Genomic DNA, 21,705 nt, shown 5'->3' with positions numbered 1-21,705 from the left:
TCGTTCGGCACGCTTGTACCGCCGAGCGAGCACGGCCAGGAAATAGCGATGCGGATGCCGCCCCTCGGGGCGGCATTTTTTTGTCAGAACAGCGCACCCTGCGGGCTGGTCAGCCGCGCGAAACTGTCTCCGAGAAAAGGCAGGATCGCGTCGGCGATCGGCTCGAGCTGCTTCGTCAGGTAGTGTTCGTAGTCGATGGCCGAGCGCCGCAGCTCCAGCGGTTCCGGCCCCGCCGTGGTCATCACGTAGCGGATCCAGCCGCCTCGCCGGTATTGCGCCGGCCGCCCCTGGCCGGTATGGAAATCGTCGGCCATGCGCGCCGCGCGCACGTGCGGCGGGACGTTGCGCTCGTATTCAATGAGCGGCCGGCGCAGTCGCTTGCGGTAGACCAGCAGTTCGTCCAGTTCCCCGCGCAGCGTGCGCGCCACGTAGTCGGCCACCCAGGCCTCGTAAGGCTGGCCCTTGAACACGCGCAGGTAGAGCTCCTGCTGGAACTGCTGCGCCAACGGCGACCAGTCGGTACGCACCGTCTCCAGCCCCTTGTACACCACTTCTTCGCTGCCGTCGGCGTTCAGCACCAGGCCGGCGTAGCGCTTCTTGCTGCCTTCGTCGGAGCCGCGCACGGTGGGCATCAGGAAGCGCGCGTAGTGGGTGTCGAATTCCAGTTCCAGGTGCGAGTCGAGGCCGTATTCGGCCTCTAGGTGATCGCGCCACCAGCCGTTGACGTGGTCGACCAGCGCGCGCCCGATGCGCTCCGCATCCTCCTGCGCGTGCGGGCCGCCGAGCCAGACGAAGGTGGAGTCGGTGTCGCCGTAGATCACGCCGTAGCCCTGTTCCTCAATCAGCGCGCGGGTGCGGTGCATGATCTCGTGCCCGCGCATCGTGATCGACGAGGCCAGGCGCGGGTCGAAGAAGCGGCAGGCGGTGGTCCCGAGCACGCCGTAAAAGGCGTTCATGATGATCTTGAGCGACTGCGACAGCGGCGCGTTGCGCTCGCGCTTGGCCGCTTCGCGCCCTTCCCACACCTGGCGCACGATGCCCGGCAGGCAGTGGCGCGTGCGCGAGAAGCGCGCGCCGCGAAAGCCCGGCACGGTGCGCTCCTCGGGTTCGGCCAGGCCGGCCACCAGGCCCACCGGATCGATCAGGAAGGTCCGGATGATGGACGGGTACAGGCTCTTGTAGTCGAGCACCACCACCGAGTCGTACAGGCCGGATCGCGAATCCATCACGAAGCCGCCGGGGCTGTCCCCCGCCGCCACGTCGCCGATGTTGGGCGCGACAAAACCCTGGCGGTGCATCAGTGGCATGTAGCGGTGCTCGAAGGCGGCCACCGAGCCGCCGCTGCGGTCCACCGCCAGCCCGGTGACGCTGGCCCGCTCGAGCAGGAAGCGGACCAGCTCCGTCTTCTCGAAGATGCGGGTGACCAGTTCGCAGTCCTTCAGGTTGTAGAAGGCCAGCGCCGGCTTGTCCTCGGCGAACATGCGGTTGATCTCGTCCATCCGGCTGTAGGGGTTGTCGATCGCCTTGCCTTCGCCCAGCAGGCTTTGCGACACCGATTCGAGGCTGAACGAAGGAAAACTGTAGGTCGCCGAGCGCAGCGCCTCGATGCCGTCGATGACCAGGCGGCCCGCGATCGACACGAAGAAGTGTTCGGAACGCCCGTGCTCGCGGGTCTCGATGGCGCTGCCGTCGCGCCCCAGCCGCAAGGGGCGTCCCAGGCGTTCGGCCGCCTGCACCAGCATGCGCAGGTCGAACTGGATCACGTTCCAGCCGATGATCGCGTCCGGGTCGTGCACGCGGATCCATTCTTCGAGACGGTCGAGCAGCTCCGCACGGCTCACACAATACTCCAGTGTGAAGTCCAGTTCCCGTGGTGCCCCGTTGGGCTCGCCCAGCATGTAGACCTGGCGCTGGCCGCAGCCTTCCAGGCCGATGCAGTACAGTTCGCCGTGCTGGTTGGTCTCGATGTCGAGCGAGACCATGCGCAGCTGCGGACGATAATCGCCGTCCGGCTTGAGCTGGGCGTCGCGGATGAGGAGAGGATCGTCCGCATCCGGCGTGCCATGCACCAGCACCGGCGCCGTGATGAAGCGCTCCATCAGGTAGCGCTCGGGCGGGCGCACGTCGGCCTCGTAGACGGGGACCCCGAACTCGCGCAGCCGCTTTTCCAGCCGCAGCAGCTGGCGGTACTGGCGGCAGTACAGGCCGAGGACGGGACGGTGGTGGAAGTCGCACAGCGACAGCTCGCGCAGTTCCCAGCCGCGCTTCTCGCCGTGCAGCGCTAGTTCCGCTGCTTCACGCTGTTCCAGCGGGAGGAAGGCGACCGGTGTCTGCGGCGCCAGGCGCACGCGGCGCGGCCCCCCTTCCGTAGCGACCCAGAATTCGACCTCGAGGCCGGCATCCAGGTCGCGCCAGTGGCGGGTCAGCAGGAAGCCCTGAATAGGTGTGGAATCCATGCCGGGGGCTAGCTGAAGCGCGCCAGCTCCGCTTCGCTGAAGCCCGCCTGGCGCCGCGCCTCGATGTTGAAGGGGCCTTTCAATACCGGCGCCTTGTACTGTACCGTCAGCTCGCCGTAGGTGGACACCGGCTCCAGGCCACGTAGTCCGCACAGGTGCAGGTACCAGCGGTTGCCGATCTCGACGTGCCCCACCTCATCATCCAGCAGCACGTCGAGGATGGCGGCGGCCTCCAGGTCGCCGGCCTGCGCCAGCTTGGCGCGCAGCGGCGGGATCGCATCGAGCCCGCGCGCTTCCAGCGTGCGCGGTACCAGGGCCATGCGCGCCAGCACGTCGTCGCGGGTCTTTTCCACCATCTCCCACAGGCTGTCGTGGCCCGGGAAGTCGCCGTAGGCGTAGCCGAGCTTGGCCAGGTGGCTGCACAGCATGTCGAAATGCAGCGCTTCTTCGCCCGCCACGCGCAACCAGTCGGTGTAGTAGTCCTGAGGCATGCCCGGGAAGCGCCACAGCGCGTCGAGCGCCAGGTTGACCGCGTTGAATTCGATGTGGGCGAGCGCATGGACCAGCATGGCGCGTCCCTCCACGGTCGCCATCGAGCGGCGGCCGACCAACCGCGGCGGCACCAGTTCGGGCCGCGCCGGACGGCCGGGGATGCCCGCGGGCGCAACCAGCGAGGCGTCGACGTCGACGCGCCACTCGCCAAGCCGGTGCGCGGCGCGCATTGCCGCGACGCCCGCGCTCTTGGCGGCGGGATCGGTCTCGAGCAGGGATTGCAGAGCGCATGCGCGTAGCTCCAGCGGTTGCGCCATTATCAAGCCTTGGGTAAATCGAAAAGCGTTAGTGTACCAAAGCCGCCGGGCCGTCATTGGCTGGGTTACCATGATGGCATCGCCATCGACCCGGGTCCCCCATGCGCCACGAGCACCCCGCCCTCCTGATCATCGACATGCAGCAATGCATGGCCAGCCCGGATGCGGGCGCGCGCAATAACCCGCAGGCCGAGGCCAACATCGATACGCTGCTGGACGCATGGCGCGCACGCGCGGCACCGGTGGTGCACGTGCGCCACATCTCGCGCACACCAGGCTCGGGCTTCGCTCCGGGGCAGCCGGGCGCCGCCTTCCAGCCGGTGTTCGCGCCGCGCCAGGGCGAGCACGTGGTCGAGAAAAACGTCCCGGACGCCTTCATTCTCACGGGGCTGGAACGCTGGCTGCGGGTGCGCGGCATCGAGCGCCTGGTGGTGGCGGGCGTCAGCACCAACATCTCGGTCGAATGCAGCGTGCGCAGCGCCGGCAATCTCGGTTTTCAGGTGAGCGTCGCCGCAGACGCCTGTTTCACCTTCGCCCGCCACGACCATGCCGGTGCGCTGCGCAGCGCCGACGAGGTGCATGCGATGTCGCTGGCGAACCTGGCGGGAGAGTACGCAAGCATCGTGACGACCGCCGACGCGCTGCGTCTGCTCGACTGAGTCGTCAAGGCCACACTCTACCCGTTTGACATTGTGGCAAGCTGTTCAGGCTTGCTACACTGACCGGCCAGACTTTCCGTCCATCGCCAGGCCCACCGCAAAGGAAGCGTGCCATGTTCGCCCGTCCTGACCTGCAGTCCCGCCTCATCCTCACCACGTCCGCCTTTACCGCCGAAGTCCTCCACCTCGGCTGGCAATACAGCCACGGCGGCGTGCCGGCGCATCACCTGCTGAACAACCCAGAGCTGCCCGCCGTCTCCAACTGGTGGGGGTTGCTGGTCGTGCCACTGCTGGTCTGGTTCCTGGTGGGACGCATCCAGCGCCGCGCCGCCACCCTGGTGCAGATGGGGAGCCGGGAGCGTTTCCGCACCCTCGCCCGGGCCCGCTTCGCCGTCGCCTTTCTGTGGGCCGGGGCCTTGGCGCTGGCCTTCACGCTCGGGCACCCGGCCGTGACCTGGATCTTCTTCGGCGCCTTTGCCGCGGCCGTGTGCGCGGGCGCCTGGCGTGCCGAATACGTGCTCGGTTTCGCGCTCGGGATGACCTTCACCTTCGGGGCCGTGCTGCCGGTGCTGGTGGCCTCGGTCATCGCTGCCTGCGCGTTTGCCGTGCACCTGGTGTTTGGCGCCGTGTTGCGGCTGGCGCGCGGCGGGCGGGTGCGCGGAGCTGGCCTGCCCTAGTCCGATGCGTTGCCGAACAAGGCTTGATACCGTGGGACAGCCCCCGTTCGATACCCTGTTCTACTCGATTTAATCTTTGGGCGGGCGACTCATCTCAAGCAAATTTACGATCGCCAGCCAAACGAATCCCACACAAATGGCCAGCCAGAACGCGACGCACGCCCAGTATGTTTTCGGGGACGCCTCGCGAAATATCAGCAAGGATTCTGTCTTTTTCGGGAACGCTACCGTACCTTCGAGGACGCCGTTAATCCCGTGGTATCCCGCTACACCTGCCAAGCCAAATATTGCGAGCACACAAAGAAACTGGAAGGGTCGTCTCATCTCCATCGGTCCAAGCTCCTTTGCAGTTAAGGGCACGGTGCCGCATCGCTCTCTTCTGAACTCGTCATGTCAAACGAACCAATCCACGACTGAGCGCGAAGGCCTTGATTCGTCCTTCTATCCCGTCAGGGTCTTGCCAAAACTGCGCGTCAAGCCGGTTCAGACGCTCCTGGAGCGAGTCGCTTTCGGCACCGATCAGTATTGTGCGCCGTGTAATGGTCTCGATGGGAACGACGGCAAATCCGAAGATCGCCTGTTTTGCTTTCTGGAGCAATAGCAGACTTGTTGTCGCCGCCATGGCGGTCAAACCGTCGACAGCAGCCGAATAGGCTTCGCTCGGGCTGTTGAAGAAATACTGATGAAAACCGCCGTTGTGCACCTCGAAAAATAAACGGTCGACAGCCCAGTATTGCTTTTCGGCCTCGGACAGTTGTGCCAGTCCTGAAGAGGATTCGACAACGCGGGCGACAAGCTGGCGCCAGTGGATCCGAAACGGATCGCTTGCATCAAGCTCGCGCTCTCTCTCCGCAGCGATTTTCGCAGCGTCGATGTGCGCACGCGTTCCCGACTTGCAAGGCATGCAAAGCCCGCCCGTTCGCGCCGCGGTTTCCGGCAAGATCAATGCGTGACAACGCGTGCATGGCATCTTCATTCTGTAGTTCGGACCTGTAGGTTGATTATCTCAGCGACCATCGCAGCTCAATCAATGCCCGCAACACATTGCTTAAACCACAGCAGCGCTGAACGGCTCAGGCCGCCGCGCCAGCAGATGAGACAGCCGCTGCAGGCCCGCCTGCAGGCGTCCACGGTCCTGGATGCTGCCCAGGGAAATCCGAATCGCGTTCACCGATCCGCTGCCGCTTGCGAATGCCTCCGCCGGCGTGACCGCAATGCCCTCGCTGTCGGCCGCACGCGCAAGCTGCGAGGAGTTCCAGTACGCCGGCAGTTCGAGCCATACGTGCAGGCCGTCTCCGGCGCCGCTGTAGCGCCCCGCAAGAATATCGCGCGCCATCCGGTGGCGCAGGCGCGCTTCCTTGTGCACGCCTGCCAATAATGCGTCGGCCGAACCGTCGAGGATCCACTGGGTGGCCAGCGCTGCGCTCAAGGGGGCAACCATCAGCGCAAACGACCTGAGCGCGGCCAGGAAGCGTTCCCGCAATTGCCGATCGCGTACCAGCACGAAAGCGACACGCAGGCCGGGCGTCAGGCATTTCGACAGGGTCGAGATGTAGACCACCTGCTCCGGAGCAAGCGTGGCGATCGGCGGCGGCGGGGCATCGGCAAGGAGCCAGTAGGGATCGTCCTCGACGATGCGTACATTGCAGCGCTGCGCGACGGCGGCGAGCTCCTTGCGCCGGCGTTCCGGCATGGTGGCGGTGGTCGGGTTCTGTAAAGTCGGATTGAGGTAGACCAGTCCAGGCTTGTGCTGGCGGCAGGCTCGCTCGAGCAGCTCGGGCAGCATCCCGTGCTGGTCCGCTTCCACGGCGATGAGGCGCCGGCCGAACTGGGTCGCTGCGGCGCGCAGGCCGGGATAGGTCATGGGCTCCGCCAGGATGACATCGCCAGGCTCGGTCAGCGCAAGGATCAATCCGGCGATGGCCGCTTGCGCACCCGGACAGACCACGAGCTGTCCCGGATCCAGGATTCCGAACATGGGCTCGAGCCATGCGGCGCCAGCCTTGCGGTCGGAGTCGCTTCCCCCGCCCAAGTGGTAGGTCATCAGCGATGCATTGTCTGCCCGCATCAGCACTTGCGACAGACCTTGCTTCAACAGCTCGCCGAAATCCACGCCATCCGGCGGCGGCGGGGTATTCATGCTCAGGTCGAGGACCGCGGTCAATTCGACTTTCGGCGCCGCGACATAGGTGCCGCGCGCGCCGCGCCCTTCCAGCAGGTGACGACGCCTGGCCTCGTCGTAGGCGCGCGTGACCGTCGTCAGGTCGACGTCCAGCTGCGCCGCCAACTGGCGCTGGGGAGGCAGACGGTCGCCCGGTTTCAGCGATCCGTCGGCCACCGCCGCCTGCAGGGCGTCCGCGATCTGCAGGAAACGTGGCCCTTTGTTCCCGGCCAGGCGCGGCAGCCAGATTGGCGAAACTTCATCTTGTATGGATCTCAACTGGGACATTTTGTCTCAATGTATGGATATTGTTTTTAAGTAGAATGCCTCAGAACGTGCAGCAACACCATCCTTGCATGGCAGTCGCCGCTCTTTTTCTCCTCTCTCATCACTATTCGGCAATGAAGTGCCGGATGCAGCCGCTCAAAAATATGGAATGGACCCCAGTAGTATTCTATGTATTCAAGTTTGTCGTGCTAGGCATCGGCATGTTCTACGCCGTCAAGTGGCATTACGATCAAGGGGAAAAGAACCAGGACAAGCAGCAGGAGAAGCGCGCGGTGCTGCGCGCGGCCGGCAAGCTGGCGGCCCTGTTCCTGGTGCTGCTCCTCATCCTGGGCCTGGCCACCTTCTTCCTTGCCAGGACGCTCGGCCTGGACCTGAGCATGCCCTGAGGGCGTGCAGGCGCCGCCCTACATCTGGCGGAACAGGTGGGCGTACACCGGACTCACGCGCGGCTTCTCGGGCCGGTTGCGCAGGTTGAGCATCACCTTGCCCATCGAATCGCGCCCGGCGCTGGCCACGCAGCCCAGGTTCACCACGGTGCTGCGATTGACCTGGCGGAAGGTGTCCGGGTCGAGCTGAGGCAGCAGTTCCTTGAGCGGCACCCGGATCAGCGCCTCGCTTTCCGCCGTGACCACGTTCACATACTTGTCGGTGGCCTGGAAGTAGACCACATCGGCCACCGGAATCATGCGCACCATGTTGCCGACCGCCGCGCGCACGATCGTCAAGCGTTCCGGGGCCGGGGCGGCCGGCATCAGCGCCTGCAGCCGGCCGACCAGATCGGCGAGCGGATCGCCCCCCTCCTCTTCCTGGCGGCGCCCCAGCAGGCCCCGTAGGCGCTCGACCGTGCGGGCCAGGCGCGCCTCGTTCACCGGTTTCAGCACATAGTCGGCCGCCGCCTGCTCGAAGGCCTGCACCGCGTAATCGTCGTAAGCGGTCACGAACACGACGTGCGGGAACGGCCCTGAGCCGTCCCAGCGCTCGGCCAGTTCCTCGGCCGCCTCGATGCCGGTCTGGCCGGGCATCTTGATGTCCATGAACAGCACGTCGGGCCGGGTGGCCAGTGCCTGCTCCACCGCGGCCACGCCGTTCGGGGCGGTCGCGACGATCTCCAGTTCGGGCCACAGCTTGCTCAAGAGGCGGGCCAGGGTCGCGGCCAGGATCGGTTCGTCTTCTGCAATCAGGGCGCGGATGCTCATGCGGTCTCCAAAGGTAAGGTAAGGCGGACAAGGGTGCCTTGCGGCTGTGCCGGCGTGATCAGGACGCCGGCGCGTTCGCCGTACAGCACGCGCAGGCGTTCGCGGGTAGTGGCGACGCCGACCCCGCCGCCGCCGTGGCTGGACTGGCCGAGGCCCAGGCCGGTATCGAGGATGCGCAGGTCGAGCAGGCCGTCGCGCGCCTCGGCAGCGATCCGGACTTCGCCGCCTTCGATCTTCGGTTCGAGTCCATGCACGATCGCGTTCTCGACCAGGGGCTGCAGCAGCATCGGCGGCAGCTTCGCCGCGCGCAGCGCGGGCGGCAGCTCCAGCCGGTAGGACAGGCGCTCGCCCATGCGCACCTGCATCAGGCCGAGATAGGCGTCCATGGCGGCGAATTCATCGGCCAGCGTGGTGCTCTCCGAGCGCGCGGCGCCCAGCGTGGCGCGCAGGTACTGGATCAGCTGGTCGAGCATGGTGTTGGCCCGGTCCGGGTCGATCGCGATCAGTCCCTGCAGGTTGGCCAGGGTATTGAACAGCATGTGCGGTTCGATCTGGGCCTGTAGCAGGCGCAGCTGTGCCTGCAGGGCCTGGCGTTCGACGGTTTCGGCACGCAGGCGCGCCGCATGGTGTTCCTGCTCGGCCCGCCGCAGCCCCTCGCGGTGCGCCGCCAGCACCATGCCCGCGCACAGCAGCAGGAAGGTCAAGGCAGCCAGGCTCAGACGCGGCAGCGTGGCGTAGCCGGCCAGGTCGGGAGGATTGTGCTCGAGCAGGCGGCCGATCACCTGCACGCCGCTGAAGTGGGCCAGCGGCGCCGCCAGGGCCGCGACGCCCGCCAGCGCCAGCCACTGGCGCCGCTCCTGCAATGGCCCCGGCCAGAACAGCAGGCGCGCCGTGTCGACGATGGCAAAGCCCAGCACCGAGATGAAGCAGGAATACGCGAGCTGTTCGTACAAGGTTTCGGGCCGGCCGACCACCAGCGTGATGATCACCGCCGCCAGCACGCCGAACACGACGGCCATCCGCAGGTCGCGCAACAGCCTGGCGCCGAAGCTGTCCGGCGGGGCCGCCGGCGCCGGCGCAAGGGAAAGGATGGAGCTGGTCATGCGGCCTCGCTTCGATGCGTTATCAGGATGACCAGCATTCTGCCCAGCCGATGCCGTCTCGGCAAGACGGGTGCGATGAACCCGCATTTCGATACCGTGAACCGGCTTGCCGGTCGACCGGATTGTCGCCTGGCCCCCGCGAAATGCCATGGGGATATGTCACCAGCGCCTCCTTTCCTGTAGGATAGCGCCTTTGCTCGGTACAGCCCAGCCGGCTTTTACCCCGCAGCTCATCAATACGATAACCAGTGTCGCGGACCGGCCCAGCCCGGCTCGCCGGAAGTGTATGGAACGATCCCCGCACGCGCGCAAGATGAAGATGACGCGCAGCCGTACCGCCATTGCCTGCGCCGCCGTGGTGCTGGCCATCGCCTGCGCCGAGACGGTGCGCTGGAGCCGCGCCCGGGCCGCCGCCGCCCCTTCCACGGTGCAGGCCGTGGTGCCGGGACGGGTGGCCCTGTCCGAACTGTCGCGCTCCCTGATCCCGATGCCGCGCAATACGCCCTCGGCCCATGCCAGCGCGATGGCGACGCTGCCCGGCGACCGCATGATCACCTTCTGGTGGGCCGGTAGCCGCGAGAGCGGACCGGACGTCAAGGTCTATGCCTCGCAATGGCAGAACGGCAAATGGGGCGAGCCCTGGATGGTCGCCAGCCGCGAAACGCTCGGCAAGGCCCTCGGCTTCGGCGTGCGCCGCATTGGCAACCCGGTGGCCTGGACCGGCCCGGACGGCCGGATCCACCTGTACGTGGTCGCCACCGGCCTGGGCGGATGGGCGGCGTCGCGCGTGGCGCACCTGGTCTCCGTCGATGAAGGGGCCAGCTTCGCCATGAAGCGCGTGCTGCCGATGTCGCCGCTGTTCAATACCAGCGTGCTGGTGCGCACCAACGCGGTGGGACTGGTCGACGGCGGCTGGTGGCTGCCGGTGTATTTCGAGATCGGCATCAAGTACCCGATGATGATGGCCTTCGGCCCGGACGGCGAGCCTACCGGCCTGGGGCGGATCGGCACCCGCACCACCACGCTGCAGCCGGCCATCGTCCCGGTGTCCACTACCGAGGTGCGCGCCTGGATGCGCGACGCCAGCGACGAGCGCCGCGTGCAGCATGCCCGCAGCCGCGACGGCGGCGCCAGCTGGGAAGACCTTCCGGCCCTCGACCTGAACAACGAGAACACCTCGATGGCGGTGCTGCGCCTGGCCAATGGCGAATTCCTGATGCTGCACAACCATATCGCGCCCGGCGGCGGCTCGCGCAGCCTGCTGCGCCTGTCTCTCTCGAAAGACGGCCACACCTGGCGCACCGTGGCCGACGTGGCCAGCGGCGGCAAGGGCGACGAGTTTTCCTATCCCACCATGCAGCAGGTCGGCCGCGAACTGCACATCACGTATACCTTCCAGCGCCAGGCGATCGCGCATCACCGGTACCGGATCAGCATTGGAGAAACCATCTAGTGACCCTGCCCGATCTTTCGCTGCAATTCGTGTATGCCCGCCTGGCGTGGGCGCTGGTGCTGGCCGCCATTCTGGTCGGCCTGTGGCCCGCGTCCTGGCGCCTGCCGCGGCGCGCGCTGGGCGCGACCGTGGCAGCCTGCCTGCTGCTGATGGCCCTGCCGGGCGCCGCCTCGCCGGCCTGGCACATGGGCCTGGCCTTCCAGTATCCGAGCGCCCTGCTGGCCGGCCTGTGCCTGCTCAAGCTGCATGCGCGCTGGCGCAAGGCTTCCGGTGCGGTCCCGGCCGCGCTGCCGGTGCCGCTCGCGGCGGCGCTCGCCGTGACCGGCCTGCTGCTCTACCTCGACGCCTTCGGCCTGATCGCGGGCGGCTATTATTACGCCGGCTTCGGCGGGCGCGCGGCGCTGGGCGCGGTGCTGCTGGCCGCCATCTGCGCGCTGGCCGCCACGCGCGGCCGCTTCCCCCTGCAAACCGCCGCGATCCTGGGCGCCCTGGCCCTGTTCTCGTTCGCGCGCCTGCCGAGCGGGAACCTGTGGGATGCGCTGCTCGACCCGCTGCTGTGGGGCTGGGCCCTGGTCACCCTGCTGGGCGCGGCCCTGCGCGTCCTGCTGCGCGCCCGCGCGCACCGAGCGCTGGCCAGCGCCGAAGCGGAGCTGCCGGTGCTGCATCCTGCCGGCGCCGAACCGATTTCATCAATGAAGGAGTAGTCTGTGGCAAACAAGAAGTGGTATCTCCATCCCGTCATCGCCACCGGGATCGTCATCAACGCATTCGTGCTGCTGCTCGCGGTGGCCCTGGCGGGCAACCCGGCCAGCATGGACCGCCTGCTGGTGGAAGACGGCATCGTCGAATGGATGCAGTTCCTGTGCTTCATGGCGCTGGCCGGCCTGCTCGGCTTCGCGTTCTTCGAACGCCTCAAGCGCAGCGACCGCGGCGTCATGGAATTGCTGACCCTGGGCGGCCTGAGCCTGCTGTGCGCGCTGGCGGCAATGGAAGAGATCAGCTGGTTCCAGCGCATCCTGAACATCCAGTCCTCGGAATTCTTCCTGCAGAATAACCGCCAGGGCGAGACCAACATCCACAACCTGGCCATGGGCGACGGCAGCCTGCACAAGAACGTGCTGCTCAAGCTGATCTTCATCACCGGCATCACGCACAACCTGATCCTGCCGCTGGTGGCGCGCTTCAAGCCGGGCGTACAGGACTGGATCGAGAAGATGGGCCTGTACCTGCCGCCGCTGTCGGCCTCGGTGCCCTACCTGGTGCTGGTGGCGCTGTCGCACCTGCTGGTCGACCATCCGCGCAAGGGCGAGCTGGGCGAGATGTTCGGCGCGGTCCACTACATGGCGACCGTGTTCGGCGCCTATTTCGTGGGCGTTGCATACAAGCGCGCACCGCTGTTCGAGAATCCGGCCGACATGCGCCGCGTGTCGACGCTGTTCGCGCTGTGGATGCTGTTCCTCTTGATGAACGGCTGGATGCTGAGCGCCGGCGCCGGAGCGGTCGTCAACTGATCTGTTCCATATTGTAGGGTGGGCGGGTCTTCCCGCCCACGCGGTGATAGCTTGCAGCAAGATTATCCGGCACGAGAGCGGAGCCGCCAACAATCACCGCGTGGGCGGCATAGCCGCCCACCCTACATTTAAAAGCCGTAGTTCATGCGGGCGTAGATGAAGCGCCCTGCCCGTCCGAACGGCGCATAGTTCGCGAATGGGGTGTTACCGGTGGTGTTCAGCGCCGGCGGCTGGGTCTCCGGATACTGGTCGAACAGGTTGTCCGCACCCAAAGCCAGGCTCAGTTTCGGCGTGAACGCATAGCGCGCTTCGATGTCGACCAGGGTCTTCGGATCCATCCAGAAGTCCAGCGCCGCGGTGGTCCCCGGCGACAGCACCTTGCCGTAGCGGGTCGCACGGAAGGTCGCGCCCCACTGGCCCAGTTTCCAGTTCACGTTCGCGCTCAGCTTGTTCTCCGGCTGGCCCTTCTCCAGCGACAGCACGTTCAGGCGGTCGAACAGCACCGGCGCCGGGTTCAGGGCGCTCAGCTGCGCCGTCACCGGCACCTTGGTCACCTTCGTATCGGTGAAGTTGCCGGCCACGGTGAAGTCGAAGTTGCCGGCATTGGCGGTCTTCATCGGCCAGCTCACCACCACGTCCACGCCCTGGGTGCGGGTATCGACGCCGTTGATGAAGAAGCGTCCGCCGCCCACGCCCGTGATCCCCTGCGAGATGATGTAGTTGCGTACGTTCGCCTGGGTCAGGTTCTCGGACAGGATAATGCGGTCCTCGATGTCGATGCGGTAGGCGTCGACGGTGATGCTGAACGGATCGAAGCGCATCACCGCGCCCAGCGAAGCGTTCACCGATTTTTCCGCTTCGAGCGGCTTGGCGCCCAGCGCCACGGCCACCCGGTCGGTCGGGCGGAAGGTGGTGATCTCGAAGGGCACGCCGTTGATGAAGTTGGTGGAGGTCGCGGTAAAGTTCTGCTGCTGCGGCGAGGGCGCGCGGAAGCCGTTCTGGATGGCGCCGCGCAGGGCGAAGGCCTTGCTGAAGTCGTAGCGGCCGGAGAGCTTGCCGGCCAGGCTGTTGCCGAAGTCGGTGTAGTGCTCGCCGCGCACCGCCACCGAGGCCAGCAACTGCGGCGTGATGTTCGCTTCCAGGTCGACGAAAGCGCCGATCGCGCTGCGGTGCGCATCGACCTCGTTGGACGGGCGGAAGCCCGGGAACACCTGGGCGCCGGGCGCGGCCGGGGTGCCGTTCGGCAGGATCTCGGGGCCGGCGCGCCAGGAATCCGGCTCGCCCGCGAACAGCTCGTAGCCTTCGCGGCGCGCCTCGGTGCCGACCGCGATGTTCAGCGGCGAGGCGAAGCCCGCCACCTCCAGCGTGCGCACGCCGGTCAGGTTGAACACCAGCTGGTCATAGGCATAGCCGCCGGCATAGAAAGTACGCTTGCTGCTCGGGCCGATCGAGCGGTTCAGCGTGTTCTCGATGTCGTACTCCATCTTGTTCCTGCCGTAGCCGAGCGAGGCGTCCATGTCCCAGCTGCCGGCCTGCCAGGTCACACCGCCGGTGGCGGAGAAGTCGTTTACCGTCGGCGCAATGATCGGCAGGAAGCCGTCAGGATAGATCGAGGGGATGTTGCGCGCATCCTGGGCCGGGCGGAAGAAGCCGCCCGAGCGCGCGAAGCGGTTCTGGTAGCTCGCCCAGCCGTACAGCTTGACGCCGCCGCCCAGGTCGTTGCCGGCATTGGCGAAGAAGGTCACCTGCTCCATCTCCGGTTCGCCGTACCAGGCGTTGAAGCGGTTGATGGTCAGTTCGCGCGGATCGAAGGCGCCATTGGCCAGGCGCGGGTACTGCTGGCGCATGTCGTAGCCGCTGCGCTCGGTGCGCTCCTGCTTCTTGTATTCGCCGGCGAGCGTGAGGTGGCCGGTCTCGCCCAGGGCCAGGCCCTTCCAGATGCTGACGGTGCCGGTCTGGCCGTCGGTGCGTTCGCGTTTGGCGGGCGCGGTCCAGGTGGCGCCGGCGGGGGCGACGTCGTTCCACAGCTCGTATTCGGTCTTGCGCGCGCCGTAGGTGACGCTCGCTTCGCCGCCTTCGCGGTCGGTGCGCAGGCGCAGGTTGACCACGCCCGAGATCGCGTCCGACCCGTACTGGGCGGCGGCGCCGTCGCGCAGCACCTCGACGCTTTTCACGATCGCGGTCGGAATGGTGTTCATGTCCACCGCCGCCGAGCCGCGGCCGATCGAGCCGTTCACGTTCACCAGCGAGGATGCGTGGCGGCGCTTCGAGTTCACCAGCACCAGGGTCTGGTCGGGCGCCATGCCGCGCAGGGTGGCGGGACGGATGGTGTCGGTGCCGTCGGTGATGGCCGGCCGCGGGAAGTTCAGCGAAGGCAGCGCGATCGACAGGGCCTGGTTCATTTCGGTGGTGCCGACGTTCTTCAGCGTCTCCGACGAGATGATGTCGACCGGCGCGGCGGTATCCAGGGCGGTACGGTTGGCCACGCGGGTGCCGGTGACCACCACCGTGGCGGCAGCCGCCGGGTCGCTTGCCGCGGGCGTTCCCGTCGCGGCGTCCTGCGCGTGGGCGCCGGTGAACAAGGAAGCGATGGCAAGGGCCAGGACCGTCTTTTTGGTGTCGTGTTTCTGCATCTTGGGTTTTCCTCTTGTTATAGGTTCTTACCGCGCCGGGACCAGGCGCCGCTTATTGCTTGTTCGATACTGCTGGGCACACAATAGGATGTCAATTCGTAAAACTTGCAGTTGAGCATATTTACAACAGCCGGCCCGCGTCAGGCTGCTGTAAGGCCCGGATGCCTTACGCTTGCTACACTTTCATCTTTACCAGCCAGGATCCGCGTATGCACGACCCCTTGTTTCCCGGTTTTCGCCCTTTTACCGCCGTGACCGACGACGGCATCACGATCGCCGGCGTGAGCGGCGGCGCCGGTGCGCCGCTCCTGCTGCTGCACGGCCACCCGCAGACCCACGCGATCTGGCACAAGGTGGCGCCGCTTCTTGCGCAGCACTTCACCGTGGTCGCCTGCGACCTGCGCGGCTATGGCGACTCGTCCAAGCCGCAAGGGGCACCCGACCATGCGAACTACAGCAAGCGGGTCATGGCCGCCGACATGCTGGCAAGCATGCGCCATCTCGGCTTCGAACGCTTTCGCGTCATGGCGCACGACCGCGGTGCGCGCGTGGCGCACCGCCTGGTCGCGGACCATCCGCAGGCCGTGGAGCGCGCGGTGCTGCTGGACATCGCGCCGACCCTGGCCATGTACGAAGGCGCCACGGAGGCCTTCGCGCGCGCCTACTGGCACTGGTTCTTCCTGATCCAGCCGGCGCCGCTGCCCGAACGCCTGATCGAGGCCGACCCGGGCGCCTACCTGCGCGACGTGATGGGCCGGCGCAGCGCGGGCCTGGCGCCTTTCGATGCGCGCGCGCTGGCCGAGTACGCGCGCTGCCTGTCCTTGCCCGGCACGGCGCACGGCATCTGCGAGGATTACCGGGCTGCGGCCGGCATCGACCTGGAACACGACCGGGCCGACCGCGCCGCCGGGCGGCGCATCGAGACGCCGCTGCTGGCCCTGTGGGGCGCGCAAGGCGTGGTGCAGCGCTGCTTCGATCCGCTGCTGGAGTGGCGCAAGGTGGCGACGCGGGTCGAGGGCGAAGCCCTGGACTGCGGCCACTACATCCCGGAGGAAGCGCCCGAGGCGCTGCTGGCGCGGGCGCTGCCGTTCCTGTCGGAGTGATGGTTCAGGCGCGCGCCACGCCCAAAAACACGTCCCTATAATCCTCGGCGCAGGACCGCGCGCCTGGATTCGCGGCCCTGTGCACGATGCGCTATGGGCCGGTACGCTCTTCGCCGGCAAAGTTCCCTCCATCACTTTGATCGGCACCACATGGACCGCACAGATGAGGACTTGTTTGCATCGACCGGCGACGGCACCGAGCCGCGCCGGCTGCTGGGTTTGCGTCAGGCAGTTGCCCTGATCGTCGGCGTGGTCATCGGCGCCGGCATCTTCAAGTCGCCTTCCATCGTTGCCGGCCTCAGCGGCAGTGCCGACTGGATGTTCGCCATGTGGATCCTGGGCGGCCTGGTCTCGCTGGTGGGCGCCCTGTGCTATTCCGAACTTACCACCGCCTACCCGCATCCGGGTGGCGACTACCATTTCCTGCACCGCGCCTACGGCCGCGCCACCGCCTTCCTGTTCGGCTGGGCCCGCTTCGCGGTGATCACCACCGGCTCGATCGCGCTGCTGGCTTTCGTGTTCGGCGACTACATGCAGCAGGCCGTGCCGCTCAGCTTCCTGCCCGCGGGCTGGGGCGCCACCGCCTACGCCTGCGCGGTGATCGTCCTGCTGTCGCTCGTCAACCTGCAGGGCTTGCGTACCGGCGCCGGCGCCCAGATGTGGCTGACGCTGGCCGAGATCGGCGGCCTCCTGCTATTGGTGGCCGCGGCCGCCTTCTTCACCGACGGCGCCCCGGCCGCGGCGCCGGCGCTTGCCACGGCGGACGCGGCGGCGCCGGTCTCGTTCGGCATGGCCATGGTCTTCGTCCTGCTCACCTACGGTGGCTGGAACGAGGCGGCCTACATCAGTGCCGAGATCCGCGGCGGCGCCGTCAGCATGGTGCGCGCCCTCACCCTGTCGATCCTGATCATCACGACCCTCTACCTGATGGTCACCTGGGCCTGCCTGCAGGTGCTCGGCATGCAGGGCATGGCCAGCTCCGAGGCGCTGGCGGCCGACGTCATGGGCATCGCCTTCGGCGCCTCGGGGGAGAAAGTGATTTCGATACTGGTCGCGATCTCGGCGCTGACCTCGATCAATGCCACCATGATCGTCGGGGCCCGCACCGGCTTCGCCATGGGACGCGACTGGCATTCCCTCCGCAAGCTCGGCCAGTGGAACGACGCCAACAGCACCCCGACGGTGGCGATGTCGATCCAGTGCGCCGCCGCCCTGGTGCTGGTCGGCATCGGCGTCGCCTTCGGCAGCGGCTTCAAGGCCATGGTCGAGTTCACCGCGCCGGTGTTCTGGCTGTTCTTCCTACTCAGCGGCGTGTCGCTGTTCGTGCTGCGCCGGCGCGAGCCCGACCTGCCGCGTCCGTTCCGGGTGCCGCTCTATCCCCTGCTGCCCCTGCTGTTCTGCGCCACCTGCGGCTACATGCTCTGGTCCAGCCTGTCCTACGTGTACAGCCAGTCGCTCGGAGGGCTGAACGCGGCCTGGATCGGGGTAGCCGTGCTCGCCAGCGGATCGCTGCTGCTGCTTTTCCTCGACCGCAAGGATGGCACTGAGGCCGCCAAGACAAGATCCGTTCCCTGACCAAGCAACTGAGCCACCTGAAGGAGTCCACATGCAAACCGACGAACGCCGCCGTACCCTGCTGCTATCCGCCGCCGCCGCCGCGGGCACCATCCTGCTGCCGACCCACGCGCACGCGCAAGCCCTGGCCGAGCCAGAGCGCCTCGACGTACCCTACGTGCCCACCCCCCAGGAAGTGGTCGACCGCATGCTCGAGATGGGCAAGGTCGGCAAGAGCGACGTGCTGTACGACCTAGGCTGCGGCGACGGCCGCATCGTCGTGACCGCGGCCAAGAACCGCGGCGCGCGCGGCACCGGCATCGACCTGAACCCGGTGCGCATCGCCGAGGCGAAGGAGAATGCGAAGACCGCCGGCGTGGCCGACCGCGTCAACTTCAAGGTGGGCGACCTGTTCCAGGCCGACGTTTCGCCGGCCACCGTGGTGACGCTTTACCTGCTGCCGTCGGTGAACGTCAAGCTGCGGCCTCGCCTGTGGCAGCAGCTCAAGGTCGGCACCCGCGTGGTGTCGCACGCCTTCGACATGGGACCGGAATGGCCGCCCGAGAAGAAGGACGAAGTGGACGGCCGCACCATCTATTTCTGGACCATTACCCAGGCCAACAAGAAAGCCGTGAAGGCCTGAACGGCCGAGCGCTAGCCGGTCAAGGGCTGGTAGCCGCTGGCGCCGCCGCCGTTGCCGCAGCTTGCGGCGGCACGCGAAGGGTTTCGCCGATGCGCAGCACGCCGAAGGCTTCCTCGCTCACGCCCTGGGCCTGGCGCGCGATCGCGAGGTCGCGCGGCGCCTGGTCGATGCGTTCCTGGCCCATCGGGAAGGTGCCCCAGTGCATGCCCACGCTGCGCCGCACGCCCAGCTCGCGGTGGATGCGAATCGCCTCGTCGGGACTGACGTGCGAGTTGCGGTACCACACCGGCTGGTAGGCGCCGATCCCGATCGCGGCCAGGTCGAAGCCTTCGGGATAGCGGGCGGCGATGTCCTGGATGTCCTTCGAATAGCCCAGGTCGCCCGAGAAGAAGAAGGAGAAGCCGGGACGGGTCACGGCCCAGGCGCCCCACAGGGTTTCGTTGCGGTCGTACAAGCCGCGCGCCGACCAATGGTGGACCGGCAGGAACTGCAGTTCCAGGCCGCGTAAGCTGGCCTTGTCCCACCAGTCGAAGCGGGCGATGCGCGAGCGGTCGCCCTCGGTCACGTGCTGCGCGAGCCACAGGTCGACACCCAGCGGCGCGTACAGCATGGGCGCGCCGCCCTTCTGCCGGTACAGCGCGCGCAGCGATGCCAGCGACAGGTGGTCGTAGTGCGAATGGCTGATCAGGATCGCATCGATGTGCGGCAGCGCCGAGAGGGCCACGCCCGGCGCCTGCTGGCGCTTGGGGCCGGCGAAGGACAGGGGCGACGCGCGCTCGTCGAACACCGGGTCGAGCAGGATGTTCACGCCGTTACCGGTCTGCAGCAGGAAGCTCGCGTGGCCGATCCAGGTGAGCGCCGGCTCGGTCTTGTTCGCATGGATGTAGCCCAGGTCGGCCGCCACCGTCGGCACCGGCGCCAGGGGCAGGCGTTCCGAGCCGTCCGAGCTCCAGTTCCTGATGCGCCCGGCCCAGCCCTCGAAGAAGCCGACTTTCGGCCGCTGGTAGGCGGGGTTCGGCGGGTAGTTGTTGGCGAAGCCTTCGGGCCGGTGATGCGGCTTGCTCGCGTCATAGTAGGGATTGACTTGCGCACAGCCTGCAAGCAGGGAGGCGGCAAGGACGGCGCCCGGCAGGGCAAGGCGGACTGGCAGGGGCATGGAGGAGGTGAACGCTTGAAAAAGACGAGTATAAGGGAAGACGTGGGATGCTTCCGGCGCAGTAGCGGAAGCATCCCGGGCAGTGCAAACAAGATTTGCACATAGCGGCCTGGGTGCAAATAATATTTGCATAAAAGACAACAAATGCACATGCCGTACGCCGCGCCAGAATGGCAATCCCCATTTTGCCATTTCCTTATTGTTGCCCAGGATGTAAGCTACAGGGCCCAGCGCGAACGCTGGCGGTGCCCGCGGCCCATCCACCGCCCCGGGTGCTCCCGTCTGGCCACAAGCGGGACGTCCCGTGCGCATCCGCTGTCATTCTGCTACCGTAGGGAGGCAGCGGCGGCGCATCAGCCCGGCACCAGGTGCCGGAGCGACAGCGACCTCTTTAACTTTTCCGGCACCTTATTTGGCTGTTCACTATGACTTCTTCGACCGACCTTGACAACGCGCTTCCCCTCGACATGATCATCTTCGGCGGCATGGGCGACCTGGCGATGCGCAAACTGCTTCCCGCGCTCTACATGGCCTACCTGCACGGCAACCTGCCGGGGCAGACCCGCATCATCTCGACCGGGCGCCAGGAGTTCGACCGCGATGCCTATCTCCGCTTCGTCGAAGAGAATTCGCGCTCCTTCATCGCAGCAGCCAACTTCAACGAGAAGACCTGGGACGGCTTCCTGCAGCTGCTCGAATACGTGCGCCTCGACGTCCAGGCCGCGCCCGACTTCAGCGCCCTGGCGGCGGCCGCCCACCCGGGCGCGCAGCGCGTGTTCTACCTCTCCACGGCGCCGGCCCTGTTCACCACCATCTGCGCCAAGCTGGCCGACGCCGGCCTGGTCGACGCCAAGGCGCGCGTGGTGCTGGAAAAGCCGCTGGGACAGGATCTCGAGTCCGCCATCGAGATCAACGAAGCGGTCGGCAAGCACTTCGCCGAATCGCAGATCTACCGCATCGATCACTACCTCGGCAAGGAGACCGTGCAGAACCTGATGGTGCTGCGCTTCGGGAACTCGATCCTGGAACCGCTGTGGCGTGCGCCGAACATCTCAAGCGTGCAGATCACGGTGGCCGAGGAAGTCGGCGTCGGCAGCCGCGCCGGCTTCTACGACAGCACCGGCGCGATGCGCGACATGGTCCAGAACCACCTGCTGCAGCTGCTGTGCATCGTCGCCATGGAGCCGCCTACCTCCCTGTCGCCGGACGCGGTGCGCGACGAGAAGCTCAAGGTGCTGCGCTCGCTGCGCCGCCTCACGCTGGCCGACATCGCGCGCGACACGGTCCGCGGCCAGTACGTGCATGGCGTCAGCGGCAATCAGGAAGTGGGCGGCTACCTCGAGGAAAAGAACGTCCCCGCGGACAGCAAGACCGAGACCTTCGTGGCCCTGCGCGCCCACGTCGACACCTGGCGCTGGTCCAAGGTGCCGTTCTACCTGCGCACCGGCAAGCGCATGGCGCGCCGTTCCTCGAAGATCGTGGTGGAATTCGCCAATCCGCCCTTCCCGCTGTTCCCCGACATGCCGGGTGGCGTCGCCAATCGCCTCGTGATCGAGCTGCAGCCCGAAGAAGCGATCAAGCTGCAGATCATGGCCAAGCAGCCCGGCAGCGGCATGCAGATGCAGCAGGTGGCCCTGAACCTCGACCTGCAGTCGGCATTTCAACAGCGCCGCGCGGAAGCCTACGAGCGCCTGCTGATCGACGTGGTGCGCGGCCGCCTGACCCACTTCATGCGCCGCGACGAGCTGGAGGCCGCCTGGGCCTGGGCCGACCCGATCATCGAAGGCTGGAGCACGCTGGGCGAGAAGCCGCATCCGTATGCGGCCGGTTCCTGGGGCCCGGCGGAAGCCTTCGCGCTGCTGGCGCGCGACGGCTTTGCCTGGGTCGAGTAAGCCCTAGGACGGCAAGGACCTGCGCCGCGCGCGCAGGATCCACGCATACAGCAAGCCATTGATGACGAGCACGCCGGCCGCCAGCCCCAGCTGCAGGCCGCGCGTCATTTCCCCCGGATAAATCAGCGGCAACAGGTAATGGTCGATGAAGCCGCCGCTGTAGCCGGACTCTCCAGCCAGCAGGCGCATCCGGTTCTCCACATGGGTCAGCGGACAGACCGCGCCCAGCACCTCGATGCCGAAGCCCCAGGCGGCCGCCGCCAGGTGCACCGGCAGCAGGCGCGGCCGGCGCAACACCAGCAAGGCGCCGAACACGACGAACAGGATGAAACCGAGGTGCACCAGCAGCACCGCATCCGCAAGGAAACGATAGACCATGCTTGAACGGTCTTCCAGGAAACGATCTAGACG

At 66.9% G+C, this 21,705-nt stretch carries 19 protein-coding genes; 10 read left to right on the top strand and 9 right to left on the bottom strand.

The genetic code is table 11. The annotated features are described in order from the left end of the window. Positions 1-83 precede the first annotated feature (83 nt). On the bottom strand, positions 84-2,456 hold the full coding sequence (locus ACK6C6_RS10170; protein ID WP_409267190.1) for a DNA polymerase II: 2,373 nt from the start codon (positions 2,454-2,456) through the stop codon (positions 84-86). A gap of 8 nt (positions 2,457-2,464) precedes the next feature. Further along, complete coding sequence (locus ACK6C6_RS10165; RefSeq protein WP_409267189.1) at positions 2,465-3,265, bottom strand: ferritin-like domain-containing protein; 801 nt, start codon at positions 3,263-3,265, stop codon at positions 2,465-2,467. 101 nt (positions 3,266-3,366) lie between these two features. Here ACK6C6_RS10165 and ACK6C6_RS10160 point away from each other — a divergent pair, with 101 nt between their 5' ends. Further along, a complete protein-coding gene (locus tag ACK6C6_RS10160) occupies positions 3,367-3,924 on the top strand; it encodes a cysteine hydrolase family protein (RefSeq protein WP_292041190.1) in 558 nt (185 codons plus the stop codon). 113 nt (positions 3,925-4,037) lie between these two features. Next, a complete protein-coding gene (locus ACK6C6_RS10155; RefSeq protein ID WP_409267188.1) occupies positions 4,038-4,601 on the top strand; it encodes a hypothetical protein in 564 nt (187 codons plus the stop codon). A gap of 388 nt (positions 4,602-4,989) precedes the next feature. Here the strand turns inward: ACK6C6_RS10155 and ACK6C6_RS10150 are convergent, their stop codons facing one another. Together ACK6C6_RS10150 and ACK6C6_RS10145 are read right to left on the bottom strand one after the other, a co-directional pair. Then, on the bottom strand, positions 4,990-5,577 hold the full coding sequence (locus ACK6C6_RS10150; RefSeq protein ID WP_409267187.1) for a DUF4375 domain-containing protein: 588 nt from the start codon (positions 5,575-5,577) through the stop codon (positions 4,990-4,992). A gap of 72 nt (positions 5,578-5,649) precedes the next feature. Continuing rightward, complete coding sequence (locus ACK6C6_RS10145; RefSeq protein ID WP_409267186.1) at positions 5,650-7,050, bottom strand: PLP-dependent aminotransferase family protein; 1,401 nt, start codon at positions 7,048-7,050, stop codon at positions 5,650-5,652. 200 nt (positions 7,051-7,250) lie between these two features. Here ACK6C6_RS10145 and ACK6C6_RS10140 point away from each other — a divergent pair, with 200 nt between their 5' ends. Continuing rightward, positions 7,251-7,436 carry a hypothetical protein gene (locus tag ACK6C6_RS10140; RefSeq protein WP_409267185.1) on the top strand — a complete coding sequence of 62 codons (186 nt, stop codon included), beginning with the start codon at positions 7,251-7,253 and terminating at the stop codon, positions 7,434-7,436. A gap of 18 nt (positions 7,437-7,454) precedes the next feature. Here ACK6C6_RS10140 and ACK6C6_RS10135 read toward each other — a convergent pair whose 3' ends face one another. Together ACK6C6_RS10135 and ACK6C6_RS10130 are read right to left on the bottom strand one after the other, a co-directional pair. Continuing rightward, on the bottom strand, positions 7,455-8,246 hold the full coding sequence (locus ACK6C6_RS10135) for a LytR/AlgR family response regulator transcription factor (RefSeq protein WP_409267184.1): 792 nt from the start codon (positions 8,244-8,246) through the stop codon (positions 7,455-7,457). Continuing rightward, complete coding sequence (locus ACK6C6_RS10130) at positions 8,243-9,349, bottom strand: sensor histidine kinase (RefSeq protein WP_409267183.1); 1,107 nt, start codon at positions 9,347-9,349, stop codon at positions 8,243-8,245. The genes ACK6C6_RS10135 and ACK6C6_RS10130 overlap by 4 nt, the downstream gene beginning before the upstream one ends. Positions 9,350-9,635: 286 nt before the next feature. Between ACK6C6_RS10130 and ACK6C6_RS10125 the strand changes: the two genes are divergently transcribed. From ACK6C6_RS10125 to ACK6C6_RS10115, 3 genes are read left to right on the top strand one after another with little or no spacing between them, the layout of a single operon-like run. Further along, positions 9,636-10,802, top strand: coding sequence for an exo-alpha-sialidase (locus ACK6C6_RS10125; protein WP_409267182.1), 1,167 nt, complete (start codon positions 9,636-9,638; stop codon positions 10,800-10,802). After that, positions 10,802-11,506, top strand: coding sequence for a hypothetical protein (locus tag ACK6C6_RS10120; RefSeq protein ID WP_409267181.1), 705 nt, complete (start codon positions 10,802-10,804; stop codon positions 11,504-11,506). Before ACK6C6_RS10125 ends, ACK6C6_RS10120 begins: the two co-directional genes overlap by 1 nt. Before the next feature lie 3 nt (positions 11,507-11,509). Then, positions 11,510-12,313 carry a hypothetical protein gene (locus ACK6C6_RS10115; protein WP_409267180.1) on the top strand — a complete coding sequence of 268 codons (804 nt, stop codon included), beginning with the start codon at positions 11,510-11,512 and terminating at the stop codon, positions 12,311-12,313. Positions 12,314-12,441: 128 nt separating this feature from the next. On the opposite strand, the gene ACK6C6_RS10110 is transcribed toward ACK6C6_RS10115, so the two are convergent. Continuing rightward, positions 12,442-14,946 (bottom strand): TonB-dependent receptor plug domain-containing protein, encoded by a 2,505-nt coding sequence (locus ACK6C6_RS10110; RefSeq protein ID WP_409267179.1) that lies wholly within the window; start codon positions 14,944-14,946, stop codon positions 12,442-12,444. Positions 14,947-15,155: 209 nt separating this feature from the next. On the opposite strand from ACK6C6_RS10110, the gene ACK6C6_RS10105 reads away from it, so the two are divergent. From ACK6C6_RS10105 to ACK6C6_RS10095, 3 genes are all read left to right on the top strand, one after another. Then, the gene (locus tag ACK6C6_RS10105; RefSeq protein WP_209586512.1) at positions 15,156-16,049 is read left to right on the top strand and encodes an alpha/beta fold hydrolase; all 894 of its coding nucleotides are present in this window, start codon (positions 15,156-15,158) and stop codon (positions 16,047-16,049) included. 150 nt (positions 16,050-16,199) lie between these two features. Beyond that, complete coding sequence (locus tag ACK6C6_RS10100; protein ID WP_409267178.1) at positions 16,200-17,624, top strand: APC family permease; 1,425 nt, start codon at positions 16,200-16,202, stop codon at positions 17,622-17,624. 31 nt (positions 17,625-17,655) lie between these two features. Further along, entirely contained in the window at positions 17,656-18,246 is a 591-nt protein-coding gene (locus ACK6C6_RS10095) for a methyltransferase domain-containing protein (protein ID WP_209586510.1), read from the top strand. Between the two features lie 19 nt (positions 18,247-18,265). On the opposite strand, the gene ACK6C6_RS10090 is transcribed toward ACK6C6_RS10095, so the two are convergent. Then, positions 18,266-19,402: an MBL fold metallo-hydrolase gene (locus tag ACK6C6_RS10090; protein ID WP_409267177.1), complete on the bottom strand. Its 1,137-nt coding sequence runs from the start codon at positions 19,400-19,402 to the stop codon at positions 18,266-18,268. A gap of 425 nt (positions 19,403-19,827) precedes the next feature. Between ACK6C6_RS10090 and zwf the strand changes: the two genes are divergently transcribed. Further along, positions 19,828-21,294: a glucose-6-phosphate dehydrogenase gene (gene zwf / locus ACK6C6_RS10085; RefSeq protein ID WP_036217597.1), complete on the top strand. Its 1,467-nt coding sequence runs from the start codon at positions 19,828-19,830 to the stop codon at positions 21,292-21,294. 3 nt (positions 21,295-21,297) lie between these two features. Here the strand turns inward: zwf and ACK6C6_RS10080 are convergent, their stop codons facing one another. Then, the gene (locus ACK6C6_RS10080) at positions 21,298-21,672 is read right to left on the bottom strand and encodes a DUF2784 domain-containing protein (RefSeq protein WP_292041160.1); all 375 of its coding nucleotides are present in this window, start codon (positions 21,670-21,672) and stop codon (positions 21,298-21,300) included. Positions 21,673-21,705 lie beyond the last annotated feature (33 nt).

It is taken from the genome of Massilia sp. BHUDP2 (genome assembly GCF_046236355.1).
In the GTDB taxonomy this organism is placed as follows: Bacteria; Pseudomonadota; Gammaproteobacteria; order Burkholderiales; family Burkholderiaceae_D; genus Telluria; species Telluria varians.
The sequence above is the reverse complement of the archived record's forward strand: the minus strand, read 5'-3'. Positions and strand labels throughout refer to the sequence as shown.